The following is a 16,010-nucleotide window of genomic DNA, read 5'->3' as shown; positions in this document are numbered from 1 at the left end:
TAAATTTATTCGGTAAGTACTAGTGATGCAGAAACCCTTTTTATTTATCGTTTTTCTCATATTCGGTTTTCAACTTTCAGCTCAAAATGCTATTTCCGGTTTTGTCAATCTAGAAAACCCGGAAGAGTGGGAGACGAATGTGCGGTTAAGTAAGTTGTCATTAAGCAATCTGGAAAAAGAAGGTGATGGAAAATCGGTTGCAATTGCCAAAATTGGAAAAGATGGTTCTTTTGCTTTTAATAAAAAGTACATTTCAGAATCAAACAAACTTTACCGTCTTTCAATTAAGCGGATTAGAGAGGTAATAAATGATACGGTAAAAAAGGAAGTAGATTTTATTCTTTCCAACAAAGACCTTATAAAATTTAAAAAGGGAAAAAAGCTGTTTGCCAATTTTGAAACCACCAATAGTGCACAATTGGAATGGCAAAAGTTCAAGAGCTTTGAGTCCAATTTAGTTGGACAGTATTTATCTTCTGAAGAAATGACACTGCCTAGAAAAGGCTATGTAAAAGATTCACTTCAAATATTGATGGTAAAATTAATTGGCATTAAACAGTTGGAAAGCAAACAGTTGTTGGATACCGATATTGCCCAAAATGAAGCATACTATCTAAACTTACTTTTAGAGTTACAAGCAAGCGATTTGGATCCTTTGGCCTATGCGTTTTTAGAGAAGAAATTGGCTTATTTGGCTAACGTATACCTAAAAAAGGAGTTGCAACAAAGTAGATGGATAAACTTTGGATTACTCTCTATGGTTCTACTATTGGGTTTTGCAACCATAAAAATAAGAAGAAAGCGGCAAGAATCAATGATTTCCGTTTTAAGCAAGCAGGAGAAGACTGTCCGTAACCTTATACTTCAAGGAAAAAGCAATAAGGAGATTGCCAATGAACTTTTTATAAGCCTTAGCACGGTTAAAACGCACATTACCAACATTTACAGCAAATTAAATGTTGCCAACAGGCAAGAACTACTGCAAAAGAGTACGGGTACTAGTACCTAAATCAGACCTTGTATATTTTATAACAGCATTTTTCACGGTTTACTTTGCTTCAAAATTTAATTGTTTTGAAGTATTTGTATTGGATTCTTTTCTGTTTCGTCGTTTCATCGGGCTATTGTCAAAATCGATATGCCATATCCGGAAGGGTAGTTGGTGAAGATGGCAACTTAATATCCATAGGTGATGTTCTACTGTATGATGTGAATCAAGACAAATTGATAAAATATACTCAATTGCTTGATGGAAGTTTCCTTGTGGAAGATCTTCCGGAAAGCGATTATCATTTAAAGGTTTCTGTTCTTGGGTATCAAAACTTTGAAAAAAAAATCCTTCTCGATCAAAGTAGAAAATTACAAATTACATTAAAGGAAAGTACAACTGAGCTTGAGGAAGTGGAAGTGGTGGCAGCCAAAAACCCAATAACTAACAAAGATGGTAACCTAAAGATTGATGTTAAGAACCCAGTTTTTTCTGCAATACCGGACCCCTTGGACGTTTTGTCCAAACTCCCAAATGTTCAAGTATCTGCGAATAGAGAATCCATTTCAGTTATTGGTAAGGGAAATCCTTTGATTTATTTAGGAGGTCAGCGAATCAGTTTTGAAGAATTTACCGCTTTGCCAGTGGATAATATAGATAGTATTGAATTGATCAACAATCCCTCTGCAAAATATGAGGCTGAGGGCAGGGCAGTGCTGTTGGTTACAAGAAAAAAAGAAGTAGAGGAAGGTGTAAAAGTGAATACGAGTGAAACGGCTTCTTTCAGAAGAAATTTCAACAATTATTTAACTTCGAATGGAAGTTATTCCAATGGAAAATGGGTTGTTCAAGGAAACTTTGCCTATAATGATCTAGGGCAATGGGAAAGTCATACGTTTGCATTTGATATCCCTGGGGAAAATATTTTTTCAGATTATCTGGTATTGATTCCGTTGAACAAACGTAAAGAAATAAATAGTGGTTTGGGTTTCTTCTATCCCTTAGAAAAAGATGATTACATTTCATTCAGTACAACCTTTAAGAGACAAACGAATAAGGCTCCCATAGAAACTGAAACTTTTATTGAAAGTGAAGATGGGGAAGACAATATTATCTCGGATTCCAAAAACGATAATACCAAGGATTATTTCACCGGTAATTTTAACTATAATAAAAGAGTGGCTAAAAACTTTGATCTTTTTACGGGATTTCAGTACTCTTCTTTTAAACAAACCTTAGACACGGAAATATCTAATAATTTTAATGAAGGTGGATTTAATTTAAATGAAACGAGGGAGCAAGAGTATAAAATAAATTCTTCGGCATTTAGAGTGGATTTAGAGCATAACATTTCAGATAAATTGAAATGGGAACTTGGAACAAACCTTAATGAAACTAGGGCAGATGCTTTTACCGAGATACGGGAAATAGAAGATGGTGCGATAACTATTTTTGATTTTGACTATAAGGAGCAGTTGCACTCGGTATATTCTACATTATCCGGAAGTATAAAAAATTGGGTGGATTACAATTTGGGATTACGGGTTGAGTATAATAAAGTTAAGGGGCAACTTGAAGATGATGTTTCTCCACTGGTTGAGCGAGAGAACACCAACCTATTTCCCAAAGGAGGCTTGAAAATAAAACTAGATAGTACAAAAACGGTATCGGTAAATTTTGCGCGAAGTATTTCCCGTCCAAATTTTAGTGGTACAAGTACGATAAGAACATTTATCAATCCTTTTTTGGAAGGAGTCAATGACGTGAACTTATTACCAACATTGACCAATGAACTGTCTACCAACTTTCAATGGAAAAATAAGTCTATATATGTTACTTATTACCAAAATAGAAATCCTACATATTTCACCATCCAATACAATGAAGCGTTTGAAAGGGCTATTCTATCTACAATAAACTTGGACAAGGAATCTGGATTTTATGTTGGATTGACCCTGCCATTTTCACATAAAAAATGGACTTCCACCAATACAATCAGTCTTAACTATAACAAAATAACAGACGATACGGCAGCTATTGGCAATACAAGTCCATACATGTATGCATATTCCAGTCAACAATTCAAAATTGGAAAGGATACTGCAATTGCTTTTGGGGGATGGCTGTTGACAAGAAGGCAAGAAGGTATTTTTGAACGTAATAGTATGTTGGTGCTAGATACCACTATTACAAAAACATTATTTAAAAAACTACACTGTGCAATTCGTTTAAACGATATTACAAGAGCGATGAACTTTGAAGAAAGGTATGCAATTAATGGTGTTGAGGCAGAAGGTGTCTATTTTGTAGACGCAAAAGAGGTTGCATTTTCTGTAAAATATGTTTTTGGTAACTCTAAGGGCCTTAAATTTAAAAACAAAGATATAGACGAGAACTTACAAAGAATTAAATAGTTGAAACCTTAAATGGTCAACTCAGTAAACAAACTCTCGAGGGTTTTGTTTTTTCTACTCAGCTGTAGTGTTTTTAGTTGGTTGTCATGAGCAAAATCAAAAACAGCTGGTCTCATATCTTTTGAGGTGGCGAAGGTGATTTCGTAGATAAAGCCTCCAGTGTTCTTAACATGGGATACGTTGGGCAATTTATTCAATAATATTTCTTCAACTCTATAATCGAACTCCACTTCTATTATTTGCTCTTTTGCCTCTCTAAGATCTTCCATTTTTTTATCTGCCACCACTTCTCCTTTATTAATAATGATGACACGATCACAAACAGCTTCAACTTCCTTCATAATATGGGTAGAAAGCAGTATGGTCTTTTCCTTGCCAATTTCTCTTATTAGTTTTCGTATTTCAACCAATTGATTGGGGTCAAGTCCAGTAGTGGGCTCATCCAAGATCAGCACATCAGGATCATGCAATAAAGCTGCTGCCAAGCCAACACGTTGACGGTACCCTTTAGATAACTGACCTATTTTCTTGTGGGCTTCGGGCTCAAGACCAGTTTGATCAATTACTTCGGCAATACGTTCTTTGGAAACATTATATACATCGGCGTTAAAAGCCAAGTATTCCTTTACAAACATTTCTAGGTAAAGTGGATTGTGCTCTGGTAAGTAGCCAATACTTTTTTGAACCTCTCGCTCAGATTTTAAAACATCAAATCCATTTACTTCTGCATCACCGGAATTAGCTTTATAATAAGTGGTCAAAACCCTCATCATGGTTGATTTTCCAGCACCATTTGGCCCTAAAAAACCAACGATTTCTCCCTTATCAATTGAAAAGGAAACATTATTTAGTGCTTTTTGCTTTCCAAAAGTCTTGGTGATGTTGTTTACTGTAATGGACATTCAAACGTATTTTGAACTCAAAAATACGGTTTTAGAATTCTCAATGCATACTAAGTAGGTCGTTTGTAACTTTGATCATGTGGTTTGTCAAACCTTTATGGGATTGTTGGTACAACAACATATTTTGAATCCTCAGAAAAACGAAATTTCTCCAGAACTATATGTAACAAATATGGGAATTTTGCTAAAAATCGAAAAAATTTAAGATTTAGCTTTTGTTTTTCAATTGAATACCTATCTTAGCCCAAGAATTACAACAAAATGACAAAGACGTATTTCTGGAACGGTTTTTATTTCTACTTCTTTTTTAAAAGAGGTACGGGACTGTTCTAAATATACGCTAAGTATAAAAACACACAAGGTCCCGATGCAAATCGGGACTTTTTTTTTACAATGAGTTTAAAAGTTGCAATACAAGGAATTAAGGGATCTAACCACCATCAAGTGGCAAAGGATTTTTTTGGGGATAATATAGATTTGTTGGAGTGTCTTTCTTTTGATGCCATTATAGAGCATTTGCAAAAAGGTTCGACGGATAAAGGAATTATGGCCATAGAGAATTCCATAGCTGGGTCTATAATTCCCAATTACAATCTAGTGTACCATAATAATATGCACATTATTGGTGAACATTATTTAAACATTCATCATAATTTAATGGTTTTAAAAGGTTGTTCGTTTACAGATATCGAGGAAGTACACTCACACCCAATGGCTTTATTACAGTGTAAGGAGTTTTTTAAGAAGTACCCAAAGGTGAAATTGGTTGAAGATGTAGATACAGCTGAGACTGCCAAACGTATCAAAGAAGGTCAATTAACTAATATTGCTGCCATTGCACCTAAAGTTGCTGCAGAATTATATAATTTGGATATTATTGCCTCTGAGATTCAGACTATTAAAAATAACGCCACACGTTTTATCATACTAAAAAAACAGAATAAAGTTTTGCCACGCGAAGAAATCAACAAGGCCTCTTTGAGATTTATTACGGACCATAAACGGGGAAGTTTGGCAACAGTATTGAATGTTATGAGTGATTGTAATTTGAATTTGACAAAAATCCAGTCTCTCCCCGTGATTGAAACCCCCTGGAAATATGCCTTTTTCGTGGATGTTACGTTTGATGCATACAACCAATTCACAAAAGCGAAATCATTACTGGAAATTATGTCTGAAGATTTTAGGGTTTTGGGCGAATACAAAAATGCATTGATATCATGATAACTGCAGACAGACTACATAGTGTTCAAGAATACTATTTCTCTAAAAAATTAAGGGAGGTCAGAAGTTTGATTGATGAGGGTAGACCTATAATCAATATGGGAATTGGTAGCCCAGATTTACCTCCATCAAAAGAAACTGTCGCCACATTACAACATGTTTTGGAAGACAGTAAAGCACACCAATATCAGAGTTATCAGGGCCTTCCAGAACTTCGTGAAGAAATGGCCAATTTTTACGCTTCACGTTTTGGAGTTCATGTGAATCCCAATACCGAGCTTTTACCTCTCATGGGCTCTAAAGAGGGTATTATGCACATTAGTATGGCCTTTTTGAATGTTGGGGATGAAGTGTTAATACCAAATCCAGGTTACCCTACCTATACTTCCGTCACAAATTTAGTGGGGGCAAAACCTGTCATGTATGATTTGACAGCTGAAAATGGTTGGCTTCCAGATATAAGGGAATTGGAGCGAATGAACCTGTCAAAGGTGAAATTAATGTGGATAAGCTATCCTAACATGCCCACTGGTGCAAGGATTAATATGTCCAAAATGAAAGAACTCATTGCATTTGCTAGAGCTAACAATATACTGGTTGTAAATGACAATCCTTACAGTTTTGTTCTGAATGACGATCCTACCAGTATTTTACAGGTTGAAGGCTCAAAAGAGGTGGCCTTAGAATTAAATTCTTTGAGTAAAACCTTTAATATGGCTGGTTGGAGAGTGGGAATGGTGCTCGGTAGTCATGAACATATTACAGCGGTTTTAAAAATTAAGAGCAATATGGACTCAGGTATGTTTTATGGAATCCAAAAAGGAGCCATAACAGCATTGCAAAGTGGGGTAGGTTGGTTCAAGAATTTAGATGAAGTTTATGAAAGACGAAGGAAACTTATGTTTGAACTAGTTGATAAACTTGGAGCAACTTACGATACCAATACAGCGGGTATGTTTGTTTGGGCTAAGTTGCCCAATGACTCTAAATCCTCTGAAGCTTTTATTGATGAGGTATTGTATGATAAAAATATTTTCATAGCGCCCGGAACTATTTTTGGGAGTAATGGTGAGGGATACATACGGTTTTCACTTTGTGTGAAAGAGGAAAAAATTAAGGAAGCTATAGCTAGATTTTAGAATATGAATGTGGTCATTGTAGGTATTGGATTGATAGGAGGTTCTTTTGCTAAAGATGTTAAACTACTCTACCCTGAAGCTAACATTTTAGGAATTGATACAAATGAATCTCATGTAGAGCAAGCCTTGGAACTTGGAATCATTCAGGAACAGGGTAATTATGAATCTCTAGCCTCTACAGATCTAGTATTGATCAGTATTCCCGTAAATGCCCTTGTGTTGGAGTTGCCTAAAATATTGGATGCAGTGGGTGATGAAACTGTTGTAATTGATGCTGGATCTACCAAAAAGTTAATTTGTAAATCCATATCTAATCATCCAAAGAGAAGGAATTTTATGGCTTGCCATCCTATTGCTGGAACAGAGTTTTCTGGTCCATCAGCAGCAATTAATGGCTTATACGAAGGCAAAACCAACATTATATGTGAAGTGGAAAAGACAGCTTTCAAGCTTCAAGAAAAAGCATTGGAAATTTTTCAGAAATTAAAAATGCGTATTCGTTATATGAACCCAGAAGCGCATGACAAACATATAGCCTATGTATCGCATTTATCACATATAAGTTCATTTATGTTGGGAAAGACAGTAATTGAAAAAGAAAAAAATGAGCGTGATATTTTTGACATGGCAGGGAGTGGATTTGAAAGTACTGTACGTTTGGCAAAAAGCTCACCGGATATGTGGACGCCAATTTTTGAGCAAAACAAGGAAAATGTCGTAGAGACTTTGGAGGAGTATATCCAAAACTTGGAAACCTTCAAACAGCTGCTTTTGAATAATGATTTTGAGAATGTGCATAAAGAAATGAACAATACCAATAAAATAAAACAAATACTAAAAGGAATACCACTTACAAAAAAATAGATTTCATTATGGAAAACAAGAAGGAAATGAGAACATGGTTGGATGATATGGATTTACCACATCCATTGGTTATAGCAGGCCCCTGCAGTGCCGAGACAGAAGACCAAGTATTAAAAATAGCTCACGATTTAAAAGATACTGACGTTAATTACTACCGCGCAGGTATTTGGAAGCCAAGAACACGTCCAGGTAATTTTGAAGGTGTTGGCGCCATTGGATTAAAGTGGTTGCAGAAAGTAAAAGAAGAAACAGGACTAAAAACAGCTACAGAAGTCGCAAATAGGGCCCATGTAGACCTTGCCTTGGAGCACGATGTAGATTTGTTATGGATTGGTGCTCGTTCAACGGTGAGTCCTTTTATTGTTCAGGAGATTGCTGATGCTTTGGAAGGAACGGATAAAATTGTTTTGATAAAGAATCCGGTAAACCCAGACTTGTCTTTGTGGTTGGGGGCTGTTGAACGCTTGTATTCAGCTGACATTAAAAATTTAGGGGTTATCCATAGAGGTTTTTCCACATATGAGAAGACCAAATACAGAAATATTCCAGAATGGCAGATGGCAATTGAGTTACAATCAAAGTTTCCAGATTTGCCTATAATCAATGATCCAAGCCATATTACAGGAAAGCGTGACATGATTTTTGATGTATCGCAAACAGCTTTAGACTTAAATTTTGATGGATTAATGATTGAAACTCACCATGATCCTGATAATGCATGGAGTGACGCCGCCCAACAAGTAACCCCTGAGCGATTGGTACAGATTATGGGTGATCTTCGTATTAGAAAAGAGACAGATCAAGAAGCTGAGTATAACAGCAAACTGAGCAATTTAAGAGCACAGATTGATGTCATTGACAATCAAATTATTGATATTCTTGGGAAGCGAATGAAAGTTTCTGGAGGTATAGGAACACTTAAAAAACAAAAGAACGTAGCGGTTTTACAAACCAACAGATGGAACGCTATTTTAGGTAAGATGATTTTAGAAGGAGAATCCCAAGGACTCAGCGAGGAATTTGTCCTAAGAATGTTCAAGGCGATCCACCAAGAATCTATCAATCATCAAGAGAAGATTATAAACGCCTAGACTTTTTTAAGCTTTGTGGTACCAATGTCATTTTGGACTTAGTGAGAGATCATTTTGTTCAAAATGATATTTTTATTTTAAAAAGTGTAACAGTAATCTAAATCTGTAATCTTTTAAAAAGACAAAACACAGTATCATGAAAAAATTCTTTACACTTAGCCTCTGCTTAATTTCCGCCACTATCTTTTCCCAACGCATGATAGATACCGAAGTTGGGGATTTTAATAAAATCAAGGTTTTTGACTTGATTGAAGTGAACTTGATTCAATCAGACGATAATAGGATTATGATAAAGGGTAGAAATGTGGACGATATCATTTGGATGAATAGGGATGGCGTGTTAAAGCTGCGTATGCAATTAGATAAAAAATTCCTAGGAGAATATACCTTGATTGAAGTGTACTATACCGATTTAGATGTTATTGATGGGAATGAAGGTGCAAAAATCACCTGTAATGAATTGGTCAAGAAAAATAAAATTGAGCTTAGAGCCCAAGAAGGTGCAAAAATCCGAATTGGAATGGATGTAGAATATGCAGAGATTAGGGCGGTAACAGGAGGTATTGTCCAGGCTACAGGGCTAGCGCAAAATCAAAGTATTGTTTTAAATACAGGAGGAATTTTTGATGGAAGGGATTTAAGAACGGCAACTACGGATATTAGAGTTTCTGCCGGTGGTGAAGCGGATGTTTTTGCATCTGAAGAAGTAGATATCAATATAAAAGCAGGTGGTGATGTACATGTATACGGAAAACCTAAAAAGGTATACAAAAGCACATTTGTTGGAGGTAGGGTTCACATAGTAGATTAAGAAAGATAAGAGTTATGTAAAAACCCGGTATGAATGGAGCCTTACCGGGTTTTTGTATTTTTTAAAATAATATGGAGACTTTATTTTTTGAAGATATACCTTGTAATAAAGATTCCCTGTCCATCCTTGTCACCTCCATCACTTTCAACAGCACTTGTTACAAAAGCCAACTCCCAACCATTTACAACCATATCATTGATCATTGACGTAAGTAATGCATCATTGGCAGCAATATTTTGGAAACGGATTCCACCGATATTGTAAAAGTTCAATAATTTGGTTTCTTCAAAGTTTTTTACTCTGATGCTGCCTCTTTTAGATTTGTTTCTGGTGTTGTCATCCTCTGTTTGCACACTGGTATATTCCCGGTAATCTTTATCTTCCAGCGCATTAATGATCCTGGAACGACCAAGACCATTGGGAACAATAGACTCAACACTGGTAATAACTTTGAATTCTTGAGCACAAACACTCAAGCTTGATGTTAGTGCCAAACTGGCAACTAATAAGATTTTTCTCATGATATATTTTCTTTATTATACCAGAAAGACAAATGTAACCTTCAAAGGGTTGCATTTTTGGTAAAAAAAAAGCCCTTTGAATTATCAAAGGGCTTTGATGTCGAAGAAATATGTGACTTTATTTCTTAAAAATATATCGAGTAATAAAAATACCTTTTCCATCACCTTTTCCACCTTCACTTTCTACCGCACTGGTTACAAAGGCTAACTCCCAGCCATTAGCTACCATGTCATTGATCATAGATGTAAGTAATGCATCATTGGCAGCAATATTCTGGAAACGGATTCCTCCAATATTGTAAAAGTTCAATAATTTGGTTTCTTCAAAATTCTTTACACGGATTTCACCACGTTTAGATTTGTTTCTTGTGTTGTCATCTTCAGTTTGTACACTGGTGTACTCTCTGTAATCCTTGTCTTCAAGAGCATTTACAATTCTTGAACGACCTAGGCCATTAGGAACAATAGATTCTACACTGGTAATGACTTTGAACTGTTGGGCGTTCATTTCTAAAGTTGAAGCCAACGCAATGATTGCGATAAATAAAAGTTTTTTCATGTTGTAATTGATTATTTAGATTATGATACTATCAATAGATATATCGCATCAATTGGAGGATTATTGTTTCTTTGCAAAGAAAAAATTAACAAATAGTGCAGGGGACAGTCTATAAATCTACCGGAAGTTGGTATACCGTTAAATCGGAGGAAGGTGATTTTTATGAATGCCGTATAAAAGGTAAGTTCCGTATAAAAGGTATAAAGAGCACTAATCCAGTAGCTGTAGGGGATAATGTAGTATTTGAGCTGGAAAAGATTGGTGACGAAACAGTAGCTGTAATTTCTGAGATAAAAGAAAGGAAGAATTACATTATTCGTAAATCTGTAAACCTCTCTAAACAAACGCATATCATCGCAGCCAATTTAGATCAGGTATTTTTACTGATCACGTTGAACAATCCACCAACATTTACAAGTTTTATTGATCGATTTTTAGTTACAGCTGAAGCTTATGAAATTCCCGTTGTACTATTGTTCAATAAGATGGATGTTTATGATGAGGAGCAAATGGTAGAAGTGGACTATTTAATGAAAATTTATAGGGAAATAGGCTACCATTGTATAGATATAGCTGCCAAAGAAGGAAAGAATGTGGATAAAGTAAGGGAGTTGATGATAGGCAAGACAAGTATGTTTTCTGGACATTCTGGTGTTGGAAAATCCACTTTGGTCAATGCATTGGAATCTGGATTAAAACTAAAAACAGCTGAAATATCGGAACAACATTTGCAAGGACAACACACTACTACTTTTGCTGAAATGTACGACCTCTCTTTTGATGCTAAGATTATAGATACCCCTGGTATTAAAGGTTTTGGTATTGTTGATATGGAGAAAGATGAGATTGGAGACTATTTTCCAGAGTTTTTTAAGTTAAAATCTGAGTGTAAGTTTAATAACTGTTTACATTTAGACGAACCAAAATGTGCTATTAAAAATGCCTTGGAGAATGATGAAATCTCTTGGAGTAGATATCGTAGCTATGCGCAAATGATAACAGGTGAAGAAGAGAATTATAGAGTGGATATTTATAAATAAGAATAATTGAGAGCAGTGATACAGCGAGTTTCCAGAGCAAGTGTGGCCGTAGACAATAAGATTATTTCAGAAATTGGAAACGGTCTGCTTGTATTATTGGGAATTGAAGATGCGGATAATGAAGAAGATATTGAATGGTTGTCCAATAAAATAACAAACCTCCGTATTTTTAATGATGTTGAAGGAATAATGAACCGCTCCGTTTTGGACGTGGGTGGAGATATAATTGTGGTAAGTCAATTTACATTGCATGCCCTAACTAAAAAGGGAAATAGACCTTCTTACATTAAGGCATCAAAACCTGAAGTTGCCATCCCGCTTTATGAGAGTTTCGTTCACAATATGCAGCAAAACTTGGGAAAAAAAATCGGAACCGGTGTATTTGGGGCAGATATGAAAGTAGATTTATTGAATGATGGCCCAGTAACAATTGTGATTGATACAAAACGTAGGGAATAATAGCCTTTTAACGGATTTGTTTTTTTATTTTGTAGGAAATGTAGCATTTTAGCAATAGCTAATTTAACCGACCAACTTCCATGCGTTTTCTTACTTTCTTAACTCTATTATTGACGCTACATTTTTCGTTTTCGCAAAATTACAGTCATAGCACCATACCTGAGGAACTAGTTAAGAATGCAGATGCTGTTGTAAGATTAGATCAAATGTCTGTTGTTGTTAAGGCTAGGAATTTAATGGTTGTTTCTTCAAAAAGAGTGGTTACAGTTTTAAATGAGAAAGGTGATAGGTATGTGCATGCTTATGCATTTTATGACAAGAGCGATAAAATTATTAGGTTAGAAGCCAAGATTTATAATAAACAAGGAGAAGAGATAAAGAAAATCAAAAGGAAAGAGTTTTTTGATCAAAGTGCTGTAAGTGGGGGTACACTTTATTCAGATTCCAGAGTTCAGTTTATGAAATATACACCTACTAATTATCCTTATACTGTAGAGTTTGTAAAAGAATATAGTACACCAAATACAGCTTTTATTCCTTCATGGAGTTTTGTGGACGGATATAGAGTAAGTACGGAAGAAAGTAATTTCACTTTTAGCATTGAATCTGGAATAAATGTGAGGTACAAAGAATCCAACCTAGAACCATATTCCATAAAAGTGAATAAAACAACTAACAGGACGAATTACCTTGCTAAAGACATTAAAGCATTTAAAAGAGAACCTTTATCTCCATCTTTTAACGAATTTTCACCTACAGTTAAAATTGCTCTAGATCAATTTCATTTAGAGGGAGTAGATGGAACTGCAAAAACTTGGAAAGAATTTGGTAAATGGATTTATGATGAACTATTAGTTGGACAGGATGTTTTGAACCCACAGACTATAGATCAAGTACAAGATTTGGTGAAAGGAGTTGATGGTCCTAAAGAAAAAATAAAAAGAGTTTACAACTTTGTCCAGGATAACACTAGATATATAAGTGTGCAATTGGGTATAGGGGGGTGGATGCCCATTAGTGCTTCTGAGGTTGATAGAGTAAAATATGGGGATTGTAAAGGGTTAACGAACTATACTATGGCGTTATTAAAATCGATAGGTATTGATTCTTATTATACCGTAGTTTATGCTGGTTCTCAAAAGCGCGATTTTGACCCAGATTTCCCGATGATACAAGGAAATCATGCATTTTTAAATATTCCTCTGGAGGAGGGAAATGATATTTGGTTAGAGTGCACCAGTCAAACAACACCAGTAAATCATTTGGGAACGTTTACAGATAATAGAAATGTACTTAGGGTTACTCCATCCGGTGGTGAAATTGTAAAGACAAAAGTGTATCTGGATAAAGAAAATTACCAACTTACTAAGGCTGAATATTTTGCTGATACTGATGGTAAAATTGATGGTCGGATAAGTATTTTATCCACAGGAACCCAATACAACCAGAAATATAGGCAGCCAAGTAAATCTAAGGTTGAACAAGAAGAATATTACAAGAAATATTGGGGTTACGTAAACAACCTTTCATTGCAGAATATATCATTTAAAAATGATAAAGAAGAAATAATTTTTGAAGAGGAATTGGAGATTACAGCAGAGAATTATTTGTCTCCAACTGAAGAAAAACTTCTTTTTGCTCCAAATATTTCCAATAGGAATTTGGCAATACCTGAAAGATGTAGAAATAGGAAAAGAGAGCTGGTAATATTCCGTGGATATTTGGATGAAGATGAATTTACCATACATCTCCCAGATAATTATAAACCCGAAACATTAATACAACCCGTCAATTTAGAAACGAAGTTTGGCAATTATCAAGTTGAGCTTACAGAAAAAACACCGGGAGTTCTTCAATATAACAGAAGGCTATTAATCAAATCAGGGAGATATGCAAAGGAAGATTATGAGTCATACAGAAACTTCCGTAAACAAATTGCCAGATACGATAACTCTAGAATTGTCCTAACCAAAATTTAATTATGAAAATCAAGCTTTTATTGCTCATATTCATTGGTACTCATTATGTTCATGCCAATGATTTTAAATTCGGAAAAGTTTCAAAAGAAGAACTATCAGAAAAGCAACACCCAACAGAGTCTGATGCTAGTGCGGCCATACTTTATAAAAAGGAAAGGGTGTTTTACAACTATGATTACGAGCAGGGATGGGCTGTAATTAAAGAAGCGCATTACAGAATCAAAATTTATAACAAAGAAGGACTGGATTGGGCAACGCTTCAGGTTCCCTTATACATATCTAGGTCAGATGAAGAAAAGATTTCTAGCATAAAAGGGTTCACATTTAATATGGCTGATGGAAAAATAGTAAGTGAGAAACTTAAAAAAGACGGTGTTTTTATTGAGAAGATAAACAAGTATAGAAACAAAGCATCCATTACAATGCCGGAGGTTAAGGAGGGTAGTGTTTTAGATATAGAGTTTAGAGTTTCTTCCCCACTTTATTGGCACATGGATGATTTTAAATTTCAGTACGCCATCCCGGTCAAAAAAGTAGATTTGAGGCTGGATATACCAGAATACTTCGTTTTTAAAAGGCATAGTAAGGGGTTTTACCCCATAAAATTAAATGAATCCAGAAAGAGTAGATCTATAACAGTGTCATATAGATCGGAAGATGATCAATCAGGGAGATCTATAAAGACATCGCGTAAGAATGGAGCATTGGAATTTTATGAAAACGTTTATGAGGTCAATGCCAATGACCTACCATCTTTAAAAGAAGAGATGTACACAAATAACATAGATAATTATAGAGCAGCTATAAAGTTTGAGTTAGCTTCTACACAATTTCCGAACAGGCCGTACAAAAACTATAGTTTAAGTTGGGAAGGAGTGGCAAAATCAATATATGAGTTTGACAATTTTGGATCAGAGCTAAAAAAAACAAGTTATTTTGAAGAAGATGTGGATAATGTAATAGTTGCGCAAACGGAAGATATGGAAAAGGCCAACTTAATTTTTGAGTTGGTTAAATCAAAAATGACTTGGGATAAGTATAATGGAGTTACATGCAGCAGTGATGGAATTAAAAAAGCCTATAAAGAAGGCTCGGGTAATGTGGCTGAAATTAATTTAATGCTCACCGCTATGTTCAGATACGCAGGCTTAAAGGCCAACCCGGTATTAGTGAGTACGAGATCTAATGGAATTCCACTTTTCCCTACCACAGACGGATTCAACTATGTTGTTTCTGGCGTGGAAGTAATGAATGATGTTATCCTTTTTGATGCCACTGAAAAAAATACTTATCCAGATGTTCTTCCCAATAGAGCACTGAATTGGATGGGACGACTTGTTCGCAAGGATGGAAGTTCATCTCAAATTGATTTAATTCCGAAAGAACCATCAAAGGAACTGCATTATATGAATGCTAAAATTAATATTGATGGTTCTGTTGAAGGTAGAACGAGAACGCAATATTCCAATCAACTTGCATTATCCTTTAGAGATGTTTTAGACAATACAGAGGAGGAGACTTACTTAGAAGAACTTGAAAATAATTATGGAGAAATGGAAATCTCTTCATTTGATATTAAAAATAAAGATGAATTCTCAAAACCGGTAATTGAGACTTGTTCCTTTGTTAAGGAAAACCAATGTGAGTTTTTGGGTGAAAAGATTTATTTTAGACCAATGCTTTTTTTGGCTCAAACGGACAATCCGTTTAAAATGGATAAAAGGGAATACCCCATTGATTTTACATTTCCTAGACAGAAAAAATATATGATTAACTTATCCATTCCAGAAGGATACCAAATAGAATCATTACCTGAAAATGCAATTGTTCAATTACCAGAACAGGCTGGAATCTTTAAGTTTAAAATAGTATCTCAAGAAAATCAAATTAGGGTAAGTGTTTTAACAGAATTTAAAACTGCACTTTTTCCTGCTAACTATTATGACATTTTAAAAGAGTATTACAAAAATTTAGTTTTAAAACAATCAGAAAAAGTAGTTTTGTCTAAAATCTAAATTA

The 16,010-nt window shown here is 35.1% G+C and carries 14 protein-coding genes; 11 read left to right on the top strand and 3 right to left on the bottom strand.

Features of this window, described 5'->3' with window-relative positions:
* Window positions 1-25: 25 nt before the first annotated feature.
* Together LV704_RS19995 and LV704_RS04295 are read left to right on the top strand one after the other, a co-directional pair.
* Window positions 26-1,009 (top strand): response regulator transcription factor, encoded by a 984-nt coding sequence (locus LV704_RS19995; RefSeq protein WP_305070402.1) that lies wholly within the window; start codon window positions 26-28, stop codon window positions 1,007-1,009.
* Between the two features lie 65 nt (window positions 1,010-1,074).
* Entirely contained in the window at window positions 1,075-3,402 is a 2,328-nt protein-coding gene (locus LV704_RS04295) for an outer membrane beta-barrel family protein (RefSeq protein ID WP_163421572.1), read from the top strand.
* Window positions 3,403-3,410: 8 nt separating this feature from the next.
* On the opposite strand, the gene gldA is transcribed toward LV704_RS04295, so the two are convergent.
* On the bottom strand, window positions 3,411-4,304 hold the full coding sequence (gene gldA, locus LV704_RS04290; protein WP_163421573.1) for a gliding motility-associated ABC transporter ATP-binding subunit GldA: 894 nt from the start codon (window positions 4,302-4,304) through the stop codon (window positions 3,411-3,413).
* A gap of 393 nt (window positions 4,305-4,697) precedes the next feature.
* Between gldA and LV704_RS04285 the strand changes: the two genes are divergently transcribed.
* From LV704_RS04285 to LV704_RS04265, 5 genes are all read left to right on the top strand, one after another.
* The gene (locus tag LV704_RS04285) at window positions 4,698-5,528 is read left to right on the top strand and encodes a prephenate dehydratase (RefSeq protein WP_163421574.1); all 831 of its coding nucleotides are present in this window, start codon (window positions 4,698-4,700) and stop codon (window positions 5,526-5,528) included.
* A complete protein-coding gene (locus tag LV704_RS04280) occupies window positions 5,522-6,667 on the top strand; it encodes a pyridoxal phosphate-dependent aminotransferase (protein WP_163421882.1) in 1,146 nt (381 codons plus the stop codon). The genes LV704_RS04285 and LV704_RS04280 overlap by 7 nt, the downstream gene beginning before the upstream one ends.
* A gap of 3 nt (window positions 6,668-6,670) precedes the next feature.
* Window positions 6,671-7,531, top strand: coding sequence for a prephenate dehydrogenase (locus LV704_RS04275; protein WP_163421575.1), 861 nt, complete (start codon window positions 6,671-6,673; stop codon window positions 7,529-7,531).
* An 8-nt stretch (window positions 7,532-7,539) separates the two neighbouring features.
* Window positions 7,540-8,622, top strand: a complete 1,083-nt coding sequence (locus tag LV704_RS04270; RefSeq protein ID WP_163421576.1) for a bifunctional 3-deoxy-7-phosphoheptulonate synthase/chorismate mutase type II — start codon at window positions 7,540-7,542, stop codon at window positions 8,620-8,622.
* A 136-nt stretch (window positions 8,623-8,758) separates the two neighbouring features.
* A complete protein-coding gene (locus tag LV704_RS04265; protein WP_163421577.1) occupies window positions 8,759-9,433 on the top strand; it encodes a head GIN domain-containing protein in 675 nt (224 codons plus the stop codon).
* A gap of 80 nt (window positions 9,434-9,513) precedes the next feature.
* On the opposite strand, the gene LV704_RS04260 is transcribed toward LV704_RS04265, so the two are convergent.
* Both LV704_RS04260 and LV704_RS04255 read right to left on the bottom strand, forming a co-directional pair.
* Entirely contained in the window at window positions 9,514-9,954 is a 441-nt protein-coding gene (locus LV704_RS04260; RefSeq protein WP_163421578.1) for a hypothetical protein, read from the bottom strand.
* Between the two features lie 118 nt (window positions 9,955-10,072).
* Window positions 10,073-10,513: a hypothetical protein gene (locus LV704_RS04255; RefSeq protein ID WP_163421579.1), complete on the bottom strand. Its 441-nt coding sequence runs from the start codon at window positions 10,511-10,513 to the stop codon at window positions 10,073-10,075.
* A 95-nt stretch (window positions 10,514-10,608) separates the two neighbouring features.
* On the opposite strand from LV704_RS04255, the gene rsgA reads away from it, so the two are divergent.
* From rsgA to LV704_RS04235, 4 genes are all read left to right on the top strand, one after another.
* Window positions 10,609-11,553 carry a ribosome small subunit-dependent GTPase A gene (gene rsgA, locus LV704_RS04250; RefSeq protein WP_163421580.1) on the top strand — a complete coding sequence of 315 codons (945 nt, stop codon included), beginning with the start codon at window positions 10,609-10,611 and terminating at the stop codon, window positions 11,551-11,553.
* A 6-nt stretch (window positions 11,554-11,559) separates the two neighbouring features.
* Entirely contained in the window at window positions 11,560-12,012 is a 453-nt protein-coding gene (gene dtd / locus LV704_RS04245; RefSeq protein ID WP_163421581.1) for a D-aminoacyl-tRNA deacylase, read from the top strand.
* 80 nt (window positions 12,013-12,092) lie between these two features.
* Complete coding sequence (locus LV704_RS04240; RefSeq protein ID WP_163421582.1) at window positions 12,093-13,991, top strand: DUF3857 domain-containing protein; 1,899 nt, start codon at window positions 12,093-12,095, stop codon at window positions 13,989-13,991.
* A 2-nt stretch (window positions 13,992-13,993) separates the two neighbouring features.
* Complete coding sequence (locus LV704_RS04235; RefSeq protein ID WP_163421583.1) at window positions 13,994-16,006, top strand: DUF3857 and transglutaminase domain-containing protein; 2,013 nt, start codon at window positions 13,994-13,996, stop codon at window positions 16,004-16,006.
* Window positions 16,007-16,010 lie beyond the last annotated feature (4 nt).

The organism is Flagellimonas sp. CMM7 (assembly GCF_021390195.1).
GTDB lineage: Bacteria > Bacteroidota > Bacteroidia > Flavobacteriales > Flavobacteriaceae > Flagellimonas.
The sequence above is the reverse complement of the archived record's forward strand: the minus strand, read 5'-3'. Positions and strand labels throughout refer to the sequence as shown.

Coding starts and splice junctions, on each gene's coding strand:
- LV704_RS04235 (WP_163421583.1), top strand. CDS start 13,994: ATGAAAATCAAGCTTTTATTGCTCATATTCATTGGTACTCATTATGTT.
- LV704_RS04265 (WP_163421577.1), top strand. CDS start 8,759: ATGAAAAAATTCTTTACACTTAGCCTCTGCTTAATTTCCGCCACTATC.
- LV704_RS04275 (WP_163421575.1), top strand. CDS start 6,671: ATGAATGTGGTCATTGTAGGTATTGGATTGATAGGAGGTTCTTTTGCT.
- gldA (WP_163421573.1), bottom strand. CDS start 4,304: ATGTCCATTACAGTAAACAACATCACCAAGACTTTTGGAAAGCAAAAA.
- LV704_RS04240 (WP_163421582.1), top strand. CDS start 12,093: ATGCGTTTTCTTACTTTCTTAACTCTATTATTGACGCTACATTTTTCG.
- LV704_RS04270 (WP_163421576.1), top strand. CDS start 7,540: ATGGAAAACAAGAAGGAAATGAGAACATGGTTGGATGATATGGATTTA.
- LV704_RS04285 (WP_163421574.1), top strand. CDS start 4,698: ATGAGTTTAAAAGTTGCAATACAAGGAATTAAGGGATCTAACCACCAT.
- LV704_RS19995 (WP_305070402.1), top strand. CDS start 26: ATGCAGAAACCCTTTTTATTTATCGTTTTTCTCATATTCGGTTTTCAA.
- LV704_RS04260 (WP_163421578.1), bottom strand. CDS start 9,954: ATGAGAAAAATCTTATTAGTTGCCAGTTTGGCACTAACATCAAGCTTG.
- LV704_RS04255 (WP_163421579.1), bottom strand. CDS start 10,513: ATGAAAAAACTTTTATTTATCGCAATCATTGCGTTGGCTTCAACTTTA.